The organism is Bacillus cereus group sp. MYBK101-2 (genome assembly GCF_051918845.1).
GTDB lineage: Bacteria > Bacillota > Bacilli > Bacillales > Bacillaceae_G > Bacillus_A > Bacillus_A paranthracis.
The window spans coordinates 89,360-106,801 of sequence record NZ_JBQAIE010000007.1; the positions used below are offsets into that span (position 1 = coordinate 89,360).

Sequence of the window (17,442 nt, forward strand, 5' to 3'; positions counted from 1 at the left end):
AGTTTCTTTTTTATAGTTTAAGAAATTACTAATTTAAAAATACCAATCAATCATCGTTTTTTTGTCATAAATGACAGCTTCAACGTTCATTGATTGAACAATATATTCTATATTTTCTTCTTTAGCTAATAATAAGGTTGTAAAGGAATCGAATATACTCATAAACGCATACTCATTGTCTTCGCTAGTAATAATTAACTCATTATTGCTAATGTCCCAAATATCTAATGGAGTAGTATTATTTATCTCTAATAATCCGCTTGTATCAAGAATTGGTTCAGAGAAATATAAATTTTTTGCACCTTTAGAACCGAGGAGTTTAAGTAATTTATGTAATAAAAATATAGACGTATAATCTTCTGTTGGATAATAAAGATCTTCTTTTAAGTTTGAATGTAGCTTTTCAGCTAAATCCTCTCTTTTATATTCTTCTGTAAAAGCACCAATGGAAGTCAACATGGCCATTGCTAATTCTGCGTATGAATGTAATCCACTATAAGGCATTATTTCCTTCCAAGAAACGGATTTCCCATTATGAATGATTTCTTCAGCGCTAGGATAGATGTGCTCATATGGTTTTTTTCTCATAGACTTTTCCCATCCTAAAGGCATTTGGACAAAAGGGTGTAGCAATATAGCTGCAGATTTAAAGGTGCTTGGTAGTTGTGCTAAAATTGGTGATTTGTCATCTAGCCAAATGTAATCCAACAAAATATAACCTCCTCTTAGACTTTGAAATATACGGATTCCCGCATTATGTTTTTTGTATTGGTTGTATTAAGTATAAAGCGCTGCATGAAATATGTCCCAACATAAAAATAAGAATAAATAAAATGAAGTTTTCATAAATAGTAAAAGAATGATTATGTCATCAGTGTAGCTAAGAAATGATGTTACATATGGAGAGAGCGTGTTAAAAAATATGAGGTGGTTAAATGGGAAATGAGCAAGTGAAGAATGTAGGGGAAGAAAAAAAGTTATGTCTTTGTATGATTGTTAAAAACGAGTCTAGAATTATGGAAAGATGTTTAAATGCTACGAAATCAATTGTAGATTTTGTTTCTATTTGTGATACTGGATCAACTGATCATACGCCTGAAATTATTGAAAATTGGTGTAAGGAAAATGAGATACCTGGGACGGTTCATCATGAGCCGTTTAAAAACTTTGGTTATAACAGAAGCTTAGCTGTATCGTTAGCGCAAAAAACATACCCAGAAGCAGATTATTTATTAATATTAGATGCGGATATGATTTTAGAGGTTGATCCGAATTTCGATAAAACGAGCTTAACGGAAGACCACTATCTTACATTACAATATGATATTCATATTAAGTATTGGCTTACACGGCTTTTAAAAGCGTCTTTACCATGGAAATCAGTCGGTGTTACTCATGAGTATTGGGATATAGATCGTTCCAAAGTTGGAGAGGATTACAATACGAGAGTAGCTAGACTGGAGACGCTTGTCGTTAATGACCCTGGTGATGGTGGGAGTAAAGCGGATAAATTTGAAAGAGATGAGAGGCTGTTGTTACAAGGGCTGAGTGATCCAGAAACTACGCCAGATTTGCATATAAGATATTTATTTTATTTAGCCCAAACGTATTTTCATTTAAGTCAATTTGAAGATTCGATTAAATGGTATAAAAAACGAGTGGAAGCAGGGGGATGGGTTGAAGAGGTATTTTATTCGTTATTGCGAATAGGATTTTGTTATGAACAATTAGCAACTCGTTCAGCAAATAAACAACTTGAAGTAACAGAAGTGGATGAAAAAGAAAATGCTAAGAAACAAGAAGAGCAATATACAGCATTAGCTGTTCTTTATTTTCAAAAAGCGTGGGAATATAGACCAACTAGGGCTGAGCCATTATATCAACTTGCAAGAATGTATCGATTAAAATCTCAAAATAATATTGCTTTGATGTATGCTCTGCAAGGGAAGGAAATTCCTTTTCCGAAAAATGATCTTCTATTTGTAGATTATCATGTGTATGATTACTTATTTGACTATGAAATTTCTATAAATGCTTTTTATATACCACATAAAAAGCATTTAGGTGCAGTGTCACAAAAATTTTTGGAATCGAAAAAAGATGAGTTACCGTTGCATATAGCAAATATGGTAGAAAGTAATGCGAAATTTTATTAAATACAATTTCGGTTAAAGGAGTAGTGGAGTAATAATGGAATTAATACGATGGGCGCTAGAACTAGGAGAATCTGTGCATGGAAATACGTATGAAGAATTGTTGCCACTACTAGATTATTATTATGATCGTGATCATTTAAAAGCGTATTGTATCGCAAATCTTCTGTTAAACATGGACGTATCAGATGAACATCAGCAAAGAATTGAATTAAGAAGGTGCATTGCTGCTTATTATGCTGGACTATATAAAGTAGCAAAAAAACATGCAAAGGATCTTTTACTGAAATATCCGGATGTAGATTTATATAAGAATAATTTAAGGCTAATGGAAGCTTATTTGAATAAAGAATATGATTATTGTTTGTTTATATGTCCAAAGACGTATGGTAGTTTTATAGATGTTGCGCGAGCTTTGAAATGGCGATTGGAGCAAGAGGGAAATACAGCAATCATATCAGAAACAATACTCGAAAATGTGGGGAATACAATTGTTTTTGGAGCGCATACATATGCACATAGCCCACATCTCCTTCCGAAAAATGCAATTATTTATAATTTAGAACAGCTATATGAAGGAAGCCCTTATGCGCATCCTCTCTATTTAATGTTATTAAAAGATAAGGAAATTTGGGAATATAGTAAACAAAATATAGAATGGTTAAAACAAAGAGGAGTAGGAAAAGAAATAAAACATGTAGGCATGAACTATGCACCAACTTTAGAAATAAAAAAAGATGCATTTGATGAAGAATTAATTGAAGACATTGATATACTGTTTATAGGTGCTCTTAACCCAAGACGGCAAGCTATATTGGATCAATTAAAAGTCGTTGCCCCGAATTTAAATATTGTTTTTAAAAATAATGCATGGGGAATTGTTAGAAATGAGTTAATTGCTAGGTCTAAAATTATATTAAATATCCACTTTTACTTATCTGGTATTCTTGAAACTCCTCGAGTTTCTTATGCAGTGGCAAATAAGAAATTTATTATTTCGGAAAATAGCAACCCGGAGGACGAAATAGATTGGCCAGGTATTGTATTTACTCCGTATGAAAAAATAATTGAAAACGTAATGAAATATATAGAATTACCAGAAGAACGGAAAAGATTAGCGGAAAAAGCATATAACCATTTTAAAGCAAATGAAAGTTTAGGTACATTGAGCATGAGAGATGAAACAAAGTAATTGTACGAAACTCATACGAAAGTATGAGTTCTTTTTTGTTTATCATACTATTTTATGAAACAAGTTAACTCTTTATATTGTGTTTTGTGTAGAAATTTCTGATAATATATAAGTAGAAATTGAAAACAAAGGGGAGAAATAATCATGAAACTAGTTGTTATTAACGGTACACCAAGAAAATTTGGTAGGACTCGCGTGGTGGCAAAATATATTGCGGATCAATTTGAAGGGGAATTATATGATTTAGCAATTGAGGAGTTACCTTTATACAATGGAGAAGAGTCACAACGTGATTTAGAGGCAGTGAAAAAATTAAAAACGTTAGTGAAAGCTGCGGATGGGGTTGTATTATGTACACCAGAATATCATAATGCGATGAGCGGTGCGCTGAAAAACTCTTTAGATTACTTAAGTAGTAATGAATTTATTCATAAACCAGTTGCGTTGTTAGCGGTTGCTGGTGGCGGTAAAGGTGGAATAAATGCATTAAACAGCATGCGAACGGTCGCTAGAGGTGTTTATGCAAATGCAATTCCAAAACAAGTTGTTCTTGATGGATTACATGTGCAAGATGGTGAACTTGGGGAAGATGCAAAACCATTAATTCATGATGTAGTTAAAGAATTGAAAGCATATATGAGCGTATATAAAGAGGTGAAAAAGCAACTAGGGGTTGAGTGATATGTCATCTCTTTATAAAGATTCACGCTTGTATTTCATTCTAGGGGCCAATAGTCTATCAGCTATTGGTTCTGGTATTGTAATGATAACGATTCCATGGTTGTTAATTAAAGAGAGTGGAGGAGAGACAACGTTTGGTTATGTTTCCATCATCTCAACACTGATTATGTTTTTGTTAACTCCGTTTATCGGGCAAAGTATTGATCGTTTTTCAAGAAAATCTTTATTATTATGCAATGAAGGTATTGGGATAGCCGTAATCGGAATAATGGTTATATGGGGATTTGCTGGGCAATCCTATCATTCTATTCATTATATTCTTATTTATATAGCAGGCTCTTTTTACTATCTATTATTTTATCCTACAATTTTTGCGTTCAACCAAGAAATTTTTCAAGCAGAACATTATAAAAGTTTAAGTGGAACGATGGAAATACAGGGACAGTTAACACAAGTTATTTCAGGAGCAGCCGCGAGCTTCCTAATTGAAGTTGTGTCTTTGAAGTGGATATTGTTAGTAGATATGTTAACTTTTGCAGGAGCATTTTTACTATTTTTATGTATACCGTATGTCAAGAAAAAAGAGATTAAAAAGAAAATAACATTTAAGAAGCAATTGTTCGAAGGAATTCACTTTATGAAAAACCGTCCTAAGCTCTTTTGGTTCTTACTTGCTACTTATATGCCGTTTATAGGTGTCATGATGGCAAATTATTTAATACCAGTTTATATTTCGGATATACTTAAAGCTAATGCCTCTGTATACGCGATAGAGGGAATGATGTACGGTGTTGGAGCTGTTGTTGCAGGAATCTGTATTCCACTCATAATGAAATATGTCAAAACAGAAGTTTCAATCGTTATGACGATGTGCATTTATGTAATTTCAATTACCGTAATGATTATCGAACCATCCGTATTATTTTTATATGGACTAGCGATTTTTCATGCGATTGGAAATGCGGGGACAAGAGTGGCGAGAAATGTATTGATGATGGAGGAAATTCCAAATGAAGTAATGGGACGTGTAGACAGCCTATTCCGATTAATTGGTACAGGAATACGAATTGTATTGTTAATGTTGTTTACAGTTGGTGTTTCTAAAGTAGGTGTCATAGTACAGTTTTATTTACTAAGTTTCATATTAATCCTTTCGTTAGCAATTGCTATAAACTATGTAATCTCAAAACGTAAATTCGAAGCGAGTATTTCTAATAAATCGATTGTTTAAAAAACACTTCTGCCTTCCTTTCTTTTTTTATATAATAAAAAGAAAGGAAGTGTAAACTTATTTATGAACAAATGGATCTTACTTATAATCGTATTATTACCTCCACTATACATCCTTTATATGACGTTTCGAATGAAGAAAGCTGCTCGTGAAAAGTTGAGTCATCACTCTCCATACGTTCTTATATTAGGTGCAAAGTTATTTGGAGATAAACCATCTTTATCTCTTCAAAATCGGTTAGATGTAGCGTTGGAATATTTATATTCTCATCCTGAAGTGAAAGTAATTGTTTCAGGTGGTCAAGGAGAAGATGAAGATATACCGGAAGCTCATAGTATGAGGAACTATTTAATGGTACATGGTATAGATGAGAGTCGTATTTTAATAGAAGATCAATCTACAAATACGTATGAGAATGTAAAGTTTAGTATAGATTTATATGATGTGAAACATGCGGTAGTTGTAAGCAATACGTATCATTTATATCGAACGAAAATAATTGCAAAACGTTTAGGAATGAAGATGGAGGCATTAGCTGCTGAAACACCAATACGTTCTAAGAGAAAAATGTATGTGCGTGAATATGCAGCAATAATGAAAACAATATTGTTCGACCGTTAGGGCTCAAATGTGAGCTCTTTTTTTGTAGAATAATGCGTATCATTTGAAATGAATTCCATATTCCATCAAAATAAAGGAAACAACGATAAAGGAGTTGTATTTGTGATTCAGTTTAATCAAGTGTCAAAATCATATGAAGATGGCACAAAAGCAGTGGATTCATTGCATTTAGAAATTAAAAAAGGAGAATTTTTTGTCCTTATTGGTCCGAGTGGTTGCGGGAAAACAACGACAATGAAGATGATTAATCGTTTAATTGAAACGACAGAAGGCTCAATTTTAATCGATGGAAAAGATATTCAACAATATAATATTAATGAATTACGCTGGGATATAGGATACGTGTTGCAGCAAATCGCTTTGTTCCCGCATATGACAATTGCAGAAAATATTGCAGTTGTTCCTGAAATGAGAAAGTGGAGCAAAGAAAAAACAAAAGCCCGTGTCGATGAATTGCTACAGATGGTCGGGCTAGATCCAGACGTATATCGCGATCGTATGCCTGATGAATTGTCAGGAGGACAAAAACAACGTGTAGGTGTCGTGCGGGCATTAGCCGCAAACCCGAAAATTGTTCTTATGGATGAACCATTTAGTGCGCTAGATCCGTTAAGTAGAGAGCAACTTCAGAAGGATATCGTACAATTGCAAAAGAAGATTCAAAAAACAATTGTATTCGTAACACATGATATGCAAGAAGCATTATCACTTGGAGATCGCATTTGTGTTATGAAAGAAGGAAAAGTTGTTCAATTAGATACGCCAGAAGGAATTATACATAACCCGAAAAATGAATTTGTAGAAGAATTCATTGGAAATCGTGGAAGACCTTGGTATGAGGGGAAAAGTATTGAAGATGTATTGCCACTTGATGAAAGTATGCGGATAGAAGGGGAGGCACTATCATTACATTCTTCTTTACAAGAAGCATTAGTTCGCCTGCGAGCTGATGAAGTCGTTCCAGTTGAAGAAAATGGTCGATATGTTGGAGCTTTAACAAGTCGTCATATTGTCAATTATATTGTTGAACAAATGAAGGAAAGAGGCTAAACAGTGACTGATTTTATACAGACGTTCCAAGAACGAAAAATAGAATTACTAACTGCATTAAGTGAGCATTTACAAATATCGCTTATTTCATTATTTTTTGCAGTAATTATTGCGGTACCGCTTGGCATTTTATTAACGAGAAAAGAGCGAATGGCTGAATTTATAATAGGAACTTCTGCAGTAATGCAGACGGTGCCATCACTTGCATTACTCGGATTATTAATTCCGTTAGTGGGAATCGGAAAAATCCCGGCCGTTATTGCATTAGTTGTGTATGCACTATTACCTATTTTACGCAATACATATACAGGAATACGGGAGTTAGATGAATCTTTAATCGAAGCAGCGAAAGCTATGGGGATGAATAGCTGGAGAAGACTGTGGAAGGTAGAGCTTCCTCTTGCGTTACCAATTATTATGGCCGGTATTCGTACGGCAATGGTATTAATTGTTGGAACGGCTACATTAGCAGCTCTTATAGGTGCTGGAGGGCTCGGTAAACTCATATTGCTTGGTATCGATCGGAATGATCATGCGCTTATCATTCTAGGGGCCGTACCAGCCGCGTTACTTGCTTTATTCTTTGATATAGTACTTCGGGTACTTGAGAGTCCAAAACGTTCGTTTAAGCGTGTTATATTGACGATTTGTATTGTTTGTATAATGGTTGCTTCTCCATTTCTTTGGAATACAGAAAAGAAAGATATTGTTATTGCGGGCAAACTTGGATCAGAACCTGAAATTTTAATTCAAATGTATAAGCAGCTTATTGAACAAGATACCGATTTACATGTACAATTAAAACCAGGTCTTGGAAAAACAGCATTTGTATTCGAAGCATTGAAATCAGGGGAAGTAGATATATACCCTGAGTTTTCGGGAACAGCTTTATCTACATTCGTGAAAGAAGAGCCAAAAAGTACAAATCGGGATGAAGTATATGAGCAGGCTCGCGTTGGAATGGAAAAGAAATATAGTATGGTTATGTTGAAACCAATGGAGTATAACAATACATATGCACTAGCTATGCCGAAAAAAATAGCAGATCAAAATAATATAAATACAATTTCTGATTTAGGAAAAATTGCACAGGATGCGAAAGTAGGGTTCACATTAGAATTTGCTGATCGTGAAGACGGTTATAAAGGAATGCAAAAAATATATAACTATAAATTTTCAAATGTGAAAACGATGGAACCGAAATTACGTTATAGTGCAATTCAATCTGGGGATGTTAACGTAATTGATGCATATTCAACTGATAGTGAACTTGAGCAATACGGACTTAAAGTGCTAAAAGATGACAAAGGATTATTCCCACCATACCAAGGTGCACCGTTATTAAGAAAAGAGACGTTACAGAAATATCCTGAACTTGAAAAAGTATTAAATAAATTATCTGGGAAGATTACAGATGAAGAAATGCGAAAAATGAATTATGAAGTAAATGTGAATGGTAAAAGTAGTGAAGAAGTAGCAAAACGATTTTTACAAAAAGAGAATTTACTTCGTTAATTTTACAAGAAATATACAAATTTATATGTATGAAATGACCGTTCATTATAAAATGAACGGTTTTTTTTGTGCATACTTATACATTTTTTCAAAAAAGTATTCCATTTTTCTTCATTTTCTTTTAGAATAAGTAATGTTTTCCTGAAAAAATATAAGAGAAACGTCTATTAGAGAAAAAGGTGACTTTAATAGTTGAACGAACATAACACCTAGAATGACAGATGGGGTGGTACAAATAGAAAAGAAGTTAGGGTTTTTTCCATTAATTGCATTAGTAGTCGGAACAATGGTTGGTGGCGGTGTTTTTAGTTTACCGCATGATTTAGCAGTAGGAGCAAATAGTGGCTCTATCATAATTGGCTGGTGTATTACAGCGATGGGAATGATTCCACTCGCACTCGTATATCAAACGTTAGCAAGAAAAAAACCAGAGCTTGAGGGCGGAATTTATAGTTATGCACGTGCTGGTTTCGGTGAATATATCGGATTTAATAGCGCTTGGGGATACTGGTTAGCAGGAATTTTAGGAAACGTTGCAACAATCATGTTACTGTTTAGTACATTAGGTTATTTCTTCCCCATTTTTAAAGGTGGAAATAGTGTTGCGTCTATCGTAGGAGCATCACTTTTATTATGGACACTTCATTTTCTAATTTTATTTGGCATTCGTGAAGCATCTATTATGAATGTGATTGCAACAATAGGGAAATTGGTTCCAATCGTATTATTTATTGTTGTAATGGTAACAGCGTTTCGCTGGGATACATTTACACATGATTTTTGGGGAGAAGGAACTATTTCAGTTTCCTCTATACTTGGTCAAGTGAAGAATACAATGCTTGTAACTCTTTGGGTTTTCATCGGGGTTGAAGGAGCGGTAGTATTATCTGGAAGAGCGAAAAATAGTCGAGACGTCGGTAAAGCGACAGTATTAGGACTTATTTTAGTAATGTCTATTTATATTTTAATTTCTGTCTTGTCAATGGGAGCGATGACAAGAGGAGAGCTTTCTGTTTTAGAAACGCCGTCAATGGGACATGTATTAGAACATGTTGTTGGGACATGGGGCGCAGTAGCGATTAACATCGGGTTAGTTGCTTCACTTGTAGGTACATTAATAGGTTGGTTTTTACTTGTTTCTGAAATTTCCCATGTAGCAGGAAAAGATGGTGTGTTTCCGAAAGTCTTTACGAAAACAAATAAAAAACAAACGCCGCATATGGCATTATGGATCTCAAATGGCGTTGCCCAAGTTATATTTATAATCGTTCTGTTTTCAGAGTCAACATATCAAATTATGTATTTCATAGCGTCAACATCAATTTTAGTACCATATTTATTATCAGCGTTATTCCAATTCAAATTAGTGATTACAAATGAACTAAAAGATGCAAAAGTGAAAAATGGTTCGCTAGCTTTAATTGCTTCACTTTACTCTGTATGGCTTATTTATGCAGCTGGTTTGAAGAATTTATTGCTCGTTTCAATCGTATACGGAATTGGGATCATTGTTTATGTGTACGCAAGAAAAGAAAAAGGAAATCGTTGTTTTACTCGTATAGAGAGATATGTAATGTGGGCAATTGTTGTAGCAGCTGTTACATCTCTTTATATGTTATTGACTGGAAATATAAAAATGTAAAAGTCCTTTTCATTTAAAGGGCTTTTTTCTTTGTCTATAGAATATTTAATACATAAGATATTCAGGAGGGATGAAAATGGAAGGAAAAGAACAGTTGAACAGAATTGTTGATTTAGCGAGTGAAGTAAGGAAAGTGTTAGTGCAAGAATCTTTTTTTAATCATCATCCTGAACTGCGAGGAGTGATTGAAAATTTAGCGAGTGCGGTAGAGAATTTGGCGGAATTACAGCAACATAAAGATGAAAACGCTGAAGATCGTTTACGATATGTACTTGCTAAAATGAAAATTGCTCATAATGCCATCTTACAAGAGAAAAACGCATTTCCATCTCATTAATATACGATTTCATTTTGAACCTGGCGGATAACGTCAGGTTTTTTGTTTCTAGTTTTGCGTTTCTTTCATACACTAAGAATAGTATGAAAAAAAGAAGGTGACGAAGGTGAAATTACATAAAGCTCTTCAGCCAAGTTTTATAAAACGAATGTACTATATGAGGTTTATTGGGAAGTTTACAAAAGCAGAGAGTGAGAAGAGTGGAGAGAATTTCTTTGTACAATGCCTATCGCCAATACCATTCACGTTGCAAGAACAATTGAAAAATGAACCATATGTATTTGAAGGTTTATGTAGCAATAAAAAGAATGAAAAAGTCTTTTCGGAATTAAAGAAAAGAAAACTAGAAAAGCAATTGATTATGTTTCGTCTCTATTATGAAAGAGGACATATATACGTGGAGTTAATTTGTACAGAAGAAGCGCGAGAAATAGCAAACGGTTATAAAATGATTCCAGTACCTAAAGTTTCTGATTATAAAAAGGGAGAGTCTTTAGAAAGAAAACTTAGTAATGGTTATTTGTCATTTCTAATGCCAAAATATCCGAAAGACTTTGAGCCTCCTGAGTTATTGTGGCATGAGGGAAGGTTATATGGAAATATATCTTTAAAGTCATCGTCAATTAGTTCAATCGCATATTTTGAACAGCAGCGGGAATGTAAGTATATAGAACTTAATGATTGGATGAAGTATGTAGAAATAGCGGTAGAAGATCAATTATATTTTGTAAGCAATCATGTGTATGAGCAATTAAAAAAACGAATAACTGAAGAAGGTAAGCTTGTAGAGGTAGAGGAAATAAAAGTGCAAAAGGATGAATGGGAATGGGATGAGCGTGAATCCGTCTTTTTACAGTATGTGAAAAGTTTTGTACGTAATAAAGGGCTATATCTGGATGAAACAGATATTTATAACTTTCATATAAGTACAAAAACAAATATGTTGACGATTCTGGGGGGGATACCAGGTGCTGGAAAATCCCGTTTTGTGCAAGCTTATGCAGAAGCACTTGGATTACAATACGGGGAAGAATTGGTTTGGATCCCGATTTCACCATCATATCAAGAACCACATGATTTACTTGGTTACCTTCATCCAAATGGTACTTTTATTGAAAGTGAAACAAAATTAGTTAGGGCGTTAATGAAGGCAAAAGAAAATCAAAATCAGCTGTATATAATCGTTTTTGATGAAATGAATATGTCACATATTGAGCATTGGTTTACTCCATTTCTATCTGTTCTTCAACTTGAAAAACAAAATCGTATTTTAAATTTATATGAAGGTGTGCAAGAAAAAGAAAATTCAATTCCGCCAACAATTGAAATTGGAGAAAATATTATATTTGTTGGTACTGTGAATTTTGATGAAACAACGAAGGAGCTCTCAGATCGATTATTAGATCGGACGAATGTAATAACTTTACGAAAGATTCCGTTTTGTGAGATGTGTATGGAGCAAGAGAAAGTTGTATTACAACCACCTCTGAAAGTAACTGCAGGAGAATTTCGCATAAATTGGGTCAGGAATAAAACGATGATTGAGGTGTTTTCTGAAGAAGAGTTAGAGCTATTAGATAAGTTACATGGTGTATTGTCATTACACGATACGTCAAAGGGAATTTCTTTTCGATGTGCAAATGCAATTGCGACTTATTTGCAAAATATACCGTTCCAAAATAATCATTCTTATATGATTAGTAGAGAGGAAGGATTTGATTTACAAATAAAGCAACGTGTATTGACGAAAATAAGAGGGACTGAAATGATGGTTGGGTCTTTACTTTCAGAGGAAGTAAAAAGGGGGGCAACATTAGTACCTCTTTTGCAATCTCCACTTGCAAACAGAGTATCTACATTTGAACACTCTTTAGCATATATAAGAGAAAAGCGTAGAGAACTGGAGTTGTATGGTTATGCAAAATGATGGACGATACGAAACAGAAATCGTTGATACGAAAGAAACGTTTCCTTTTGTATTAAAGTTAATTATTGGAACGGAGTCAAAAGGAGAATATATTTTATTAAATCGTCTTTGTACCTCTGCAACAGCATTAGCTCAATGTATTTATAAAGTGCAAGAATTAAAACCAATTAGATTGCAATACCATTATGAAAATCCAATGAATATTACTTTTATATGGAATAAAGTCTATGAGGGACAGAAGAATATAAAAGAGACAAAATATGAAATAAATGACCAAAAACAAAAGGTATTAATATATGAACATGGAAAAACGGAATTCTTTTATCCATGGCGTTGTGGTTTATATCATTTTGAAGTGAATATAGAAGAGCGAACGTATTATGGCGCTTTTCAAGTCGTTCCCAAAAATTTTTTTGATGATCAATTTGAAATGATTCAAAGCTATGTGAAGTCGATTTTAAATGAGTTGATTTTAGATAGAGGTTATTATAAAAAGACTTTCTCTGCACTTAGCGATATTGAAGATTCTTCTTATTTAGTGTTACTTAGAAAGTTGCCGCAAAAAATGAAAAAGATAAAGCAAATTTTTAAGAAAATAGAATCAAGTTCAAAATTTATACATGAATATAAATGGGAAGAAAAGGAGCGGAAAGCAACGAGGAAAGGAGCGGTAGTGGCGGAAAGAAAACCGTATGCAAAATATTATAATCGTAAGTTTATCGAACAAAAAAATAGTATAGAAAATGCATTTCTTAAATTTAAAGCGATGCAATTTTATCTCTATTTACTTGAAGCGGAAAATTTTTTGCGTCAAACGATTGAAATATTAGAAAGAGAAAAAAAGAAGAAATCAGAAGAATTTCAAGCTGTAAAAACGATTATACAAACAATTGAGCGTAATGGATCAGTGACCGATAGAGAGAAACAAAAATATAAAAATATACATTTACTAAAAGAGGCGGATTTACGAAAAAGTTCTATGAAGATACAAGAATATAAAATTTTAGCGCATTTTGTACATGATAGTGTACAATACTTTCAAACTTTAATGCATTCTCCATTTTGGAGAGAAGTTTCTGAAACAGGTAAGATGAATTCATATAATTTACCGATACCACATCAACAATTACTACAGCATTTAGATTTACTTCCACAATATACAGATCAATCTCCATCTTTATTATTTGTTTATAAACCAACTTTTTTAGTGTATGAATATTACGCTTTTTTTATCGTTATTTCCATGTTAGAGCAAATTGGTTTTGAAGCTAGAAATTCCATTCGCGAACAAATACAAGAACATTTTTATGTAGATGGATTACAAGATGGAACGACAGTAGTTTTACATCGAGATAATATGAAAGTCCATGTCGCATTTAATGATTTAATTGAAACACATCCTCTTATTGCATTAAGTAAAGGGAGTAATTTTTATAATGGAGAAGACACGAAGAAGCCAGATATTCGATTAGACTGTTATGTAAAGGAGGAAGAGAAATACGTATATCAATCTTCTATTATTATTGAAGTGAAGTATAGCCCAATGTACAATATTTTTCAGCACGTTGGAAATACGAAAGCAACTGAGCAAATGTATAAGTACTGGTCTATAAAATATGTAGAAGAACAAGATGGAAAGCGAATCTATCATCGAAGGGCCATTTATGAAGTCATTTGTGTATACCCAGGAAGTCATATGCATAGTAAAAAAATTGAGTCTGGATGCGGTGTTTTTTTGCAATTATATCCATATAAAACGAAACAAGGAGAAGAGAAATTAGCGGGGAAACATGGAATGGTACAAATTTTTGAGAAGTGGTTAAAAAGCATGAAGAAGTAAAAGAAATCCTTTTTTATAAAGGATTTTTTTAGATTAAGAAGAATTATATGCAGTATGGGAGACAGCTTCATATGATATGAATTTGCAAGTGATAGAAATATATTTTGAGAAGAACGGTACATAAGGGATAAAAGGCGATTATGATGGAATTTAATTTATTTTGCAGAATATAATAAGGCGTAAATATTTTTAGTTGCATACGAAGATTTGTTCTTATATGATAGATAGTGAAAGCGTTATCAAAAACAGAGCGGCGATGGGAAAGGCGGGGAAATATGTTCCAGCGTGTTCAAACAAAGGAAGAACATTTTTGGTTCGAGCAACTGTGGGGAGATTTTTGTGAAGAAAGAAACTTAATGTTCGTAGAACGTAATTTAAATCCATCACGATTTTTATTAATAGAAGATGAACATCATATCGGTACAGTAGAATGTATGAAGTATACGGTACCAGAACAATCAAATTCTGAGTTTTTCTATCCGTTTTCTAAAAATGATTTAGTGAAAGATTTGCAAAATGTATATGAAATAGGCAAGTTAAGTATCGCGAAAACGTCTCGTGGGAGAGGACACTTCAAAAGACTAACAGCTATTTTATTTATGCATGCATTAGAAACAAAAGCAGAATGGTATATCGCAGCGGTTACAAAAAGAATGTATATGTATTTATTAACACTCGGTTTCCCAATTGAACCGATAGATAAGCCATTTCAATTTCATGATACTTTACAAGGTGTACCAGTACGAATTCATGCCCGAAAAGGGGCTACGCATTTGTATTCTTTAAAAGAATTTCGAGATGTAATTCAAGGAAATGCCCATGCACAGGCATTAATCGCAGAATACAGTAAGAATATTATGTTAACCAAATAAAACGAAATGAATATGTATAATAAAGAGAATGCGATTTTAAAATGAAATCATTCTTCATGAAAAAGACCCTTATTATTTTAATAAGGGTCTAAAAATTATAATCCAAATATACTAAAAATCATTTTACGGCGCTTCGGTTTCTTTTCACGTTCATATATTGGCTTTGTATCGGGAGTAATATAGATTGGTTCTTCTTTCTTGAGGGCAGATTCTAGCTTTTGAATTCGCTCTAACATTTCCTCCATTTCACGGCGATGTTGTAAAAGTTGGTACGTAACAACATCATTTGCCTTATCTTGCATTTGTTCTTCCATTCGATCTAGTCTTCTCGTAATTGTGTTTAATTGAGCGGTTAATTGCTCAAAATCATGTGATGATATGTTTTGAACAATTGTATTTACTTGATTTTTCAATTCTTCAACATCATTTGATGATGTTTTTTGAGTAGGGTGAGTGTTTTGGGACTTCTCTATTTGTGAAAGATGGTATTCTAACATTTGGTCTAAATCATCTTGTGTAAAAATAAAGTGACCATATTTATTTTTTTCTATAGTAAGATTTAATTGTTGTGCAATCCGGACAACAGCCTTTGGGCTAACACCTAATTTTTTTGCGATAAATGGTGTTTTATATTCCAAAATAATCCCTCCTATATATATCCTGTTGAATGATTTCGATTTATGAATGGAGTTCCCTTCTGGTATGACAAAAGAAGTGTGGAATCGGCAAAGAAAGTGTTTTTTCACGAAAAGAAGCTATAAAGAATATACCGTGTATATAAAAATGTTTTATTTTAAAATTTAGAATCATTTGACTGAGGGAAATAAATTAGATTATCATAATGATAAATATCTTTTTTATGTATGCATATAATATATAAAAAGGTGGTTGCAAATGTAGAATTTTGTTAGAGTATTAGAATGCTTACTTCACTTGAATAAAATTAAGTAGGAGGTGGCTTCCTTGCTTACAATGTAAGTAAGGAAAAGTATTTGGACATATATAGTATAAGTATAGTGATTGTTTTAATTGCCTTAACGGCATTTTTCGTTGCAGCAGAATTTGCAATTGTTAAAGTGCGAAGTTCAAGAATTGACTATTTAATTGCAGAAGGAAATAATCGCGCAACATCTGTCAAAACAGTCATTACAAACTTAGACGAATATTTATCTGCTTGTCAGCTAGGAATAACAGTTACAGCACTGGGAATTGGGTGGTTCGGTAAACCTGCGTTAAAGCAAATGTTTGACACATTTTTTGTGAATTTGAACATTTCTACTCAACTAGCAGATATTTTTGCTGTAATTTTAGTGTTTTTGTTTATTACATTTTTACATGTTGTAATAGGGGAATTGGCTTCAAAAACATTTGCGATTCAAAAAGCTGAACAGGTGAGTTTATTTGTTGCTAAACCGTTAACTTTCTTTTATCGTATGGCGTTTCCATTTATTTGGCTATTAAATGGATCAGCCCGAATAATTACGAAGTTGCTAGGGCTGAAACCACCGAAAGGGCACGATGAAGTTCATTCAGAAGAAGAATTACGGTTATTAGTTTCAGAAAGTTACAAAAATGGAGAGATTAATCAGTCTGAATATAAATATGTAAATAAAATCTTTGAATTTGATGATCGTATAGCAAAAGAGATAATGGTACCCCGAACCGAGATGCATATTATAAGTAAAGAAATGCCTGCTGAAGAAGCGTTGCAAAAAATGTCTCGGGAAAAATATACGAGATATCCAGTTGTTGATGGCGACAAAGATCACGTAATAGGCTTTGTGAATTTTAAAGATATTTTCACAGATTTTGTGCAGCATAATGCCGTTAGTAATAAGAAAGTAGAGCAATATATGAGGCCGATTATTTTAGTTATCGACTCCATCCCAATACACGACTTATTTTTAAAAATGCAAAAAGAAAGAACACATATTGCTATATTGATAGATGAATATGGTGGTACGTCTGGACTTGTTACTGTTGAAGACATTTTAGAAGAAATAGTTGGAGATATTCAAGATGAGTTTGATACAGATGAACAGCCAGAAATTCAACAAGTTAGTGAAACGAAAACGATACTAGAGGGAAAAGTACTTGTTAGTGAAGTAAATACGTTATTAGGTTTAACGATTGATGATAATGGTGTTGATACAATAGGTGGATGGATTTTAACGAAAAATATAGAAATTGCCGAAGAGGATTTCATTGAAATCGAAAATTATAAGTTTTGCGTGAAAGAATTAGATGGACACTATATAAAGAGACTAGAAGTTACAAAAACTGTAGAATCAATTGTTATTTTAGAAGATGAAAAACAAATTTCATTACAAGAACAAATTAGTTCGTAGACTCTGCTAGATGGCAGAGTTTTTTTTGAGCAT

At 33.2% G+C, this 17,442-nt stretch carries 14 protein-coding genes and 1 pseudogene; 13 read left to right on the plus strand and 2 right to left on the minus strand.

Going from position 1 to position 17,442, the window contains the following annotated elements:
* Nucleotides 1–33 precede the first annotated feature (33 nt).
* A pseudogene (locus ACTFSI_RS15520) lies at nt 34–797 on the minus strand (DUF2711 family protein).
* Between the two features lie 138 nt (nt 798–935).
* Here ACTFSI_RS15520 and ACTFSI_RS15525 point away from each other — a divergent pair.
* The 12 genes from ACTFSI_RS15525 to ACTFSI_RS15580 all read left to right on the plus strand — a co-directional run bounded on the left by ACTFSI_RS15525 (nt 936) and on the right by ACTFSI_RS15580 (nt 15,061).
* On the plus strand, nt 936–2,156 hold the full coding sequence (locus ACTFSI_RS15525) for a tetratricopeptide repeat-containing glycosyltransferase (protein ID WP_000526212.1): 1,221 nt from the start codon (nt 936–938) through the stop codon (nt 2,154–2,156).
* Nucleotides 2,157–2,190: 34 nt separating this feature from the next.
* On the plus strand, nt 2,191–3,345 hold the full coding sequence (locus ACTFSI_RS15530; protein ID WP_070805930.1) for a DNA-binding protein: 1,155 nt from the start codon (nt 2,191–2,193) through the stop codon (nt 3,343–3,345).
* 144 nt (nt 3,346–3,489) lie between these two features.
* Nucleotides 3,490–4,026: an NADPH-dependent FMN reductase gene (locus ACTFSI_RS15535; protein WP_000780354.1), complete on the plus strand. Its 537-nt coding sequence runs from the start codon at nt 3,490–3,492 to the stop codon at nt 4,024–4,026.
* A gap of 1 nt (nt 4,027) precedes the next feature.
* Complete coding sequence (locus tag ACTFSI_RS15540; protein ID WP_044790690.1) at nt 4,028–5,257, plus strand: MFS transporter; 1,230 nt, start codon at nt 4,028–4,030, stop codon at nt 5,255–5,257.
* Between the two features lie 63 nt (nt 5,258–5,320).
* Entirely contained in the window at nt 5,321–5,878 is a 558-nt protein-coding gene (locus ACTFSI_RS15545) for a YdcF family protein (protein WP_044790689.1), read from the plus strand.
* Nucleotides 5,879–5,980: 102 nt separating this feature from the next.
* Nucleotides 5,981–6,928, plus strand: coding sequence for an ABC transporter ATP-binding protein (locus ACTFSI_RS15550; protein ID WP_138322064.1), 948 nt, complete (start codon nt 5,981–5,983; stop codon nt 6,926–6,928).
* Between the two features lie 3 nt (nt 6,929–6,931).
* Nucleotides 6,932–8,443, plus strand: a complete 1,512-nt coding sequence (locus ACTFSI_RS15555) for an ABC transporter permease/substrate-binding protein (RefSeq protein ID WP_440045468.1) — start codon at nt 6,932–6,934, stop codon at nt 8,441–8,443.
* Between the two features lie 214 nt (nt 8,444–8,657).
* Nucleotides 8,658–10,085 carry an arginine-ornithine antiporter gene (gene arcD / locus ACTFSI_RS15560; protein ID WP_000129464.1) on the plus strand — a complete coding sequence of 476 codons (1,428 nt, stop codon included), beginning with the start codon at nt 8,658–8,660 and terminating at the stop codon, nt 10,083–10,085.
* A 76-nt stretch (nt 10,086–10,161) separates the two neighbouring features.
* Entirely contained in the window at nt 10,162–10,422 is a 261-nt protein-coding gene (locus ACTFSI_RS15565) for a hypothetical protein (protein ID WP_000398576.1), read from the plus strand.
* A 106-nt stretch (nt 10,423–10,528) separates the two neighbouring features.
* Nucleotides 10,529–12,349: an AAA family ATPase gene (locus tag ACTFSI_RS15570; RefSeq protein WP_197225385.1), complete on the plus strand. Its 1,821-nt coding sequence runs from the start codon at nt 10,529–10,531 to the stop codon at nt 12,347–12,349.
* A complete protein-coding gene (locus tag ACTFSI_RS15575) occupies nt 12,339–14,189 on the plus strand; it encodes a hypothetical protein (protein ID WP_001178630.1) in 1,851 nt (616 codons plus the stop codon). Before ACTFSI_RS15570 ends, ACTFSI_RS15575 begins: the two co-directional genes overlap by 11 nt.
* A 275-nt stretch (nt 14,190–14,464) precedes the next feature.
* A complete protein-coding gene (locus ACTFSI_RS15580) occupies nt 14,465–15,061 on the plus strand; it encodes a hypothetical protein (protein WP_000487805.1) in 597 nt (198 codons plus the stop codon).
* Nucleotides 15,062–15,156: 95 nt separating this feature from the next.
* On the opposite strand, the gene racA is transcribed toward ACTFSI_RS15580, so the two are convergent.
* Complete coding sequence (racA, locus tag ACTFSI_RS15585; protein ID WP_138322062.1) at nt 15,157–15,699, minus strand: chromosome-anchoring protein RacA; 543 nt, start codon at nt 15,697–15,699, stop codon at nt 15,157–15,159.
* A 354-nt stretch (nt 15,700–16,053) separates the two neighbouring features.
* Here racA and ACTFSI_RS15590 point away from each other — a divergent pair, with 354 nt between their 5' ends.
* A complete protein-coding gene (locus ACTFSI_RS15590; RefSeq protein WP_440045469.1) occupies nt 16,054–17,409 on the plus strand; it encodes a hemolysin family protein in 1,356 nt (451 codons plus the stop codon).
* Nucleotides 17,410–17,442 lie beyond the last annotated feature (33 nt).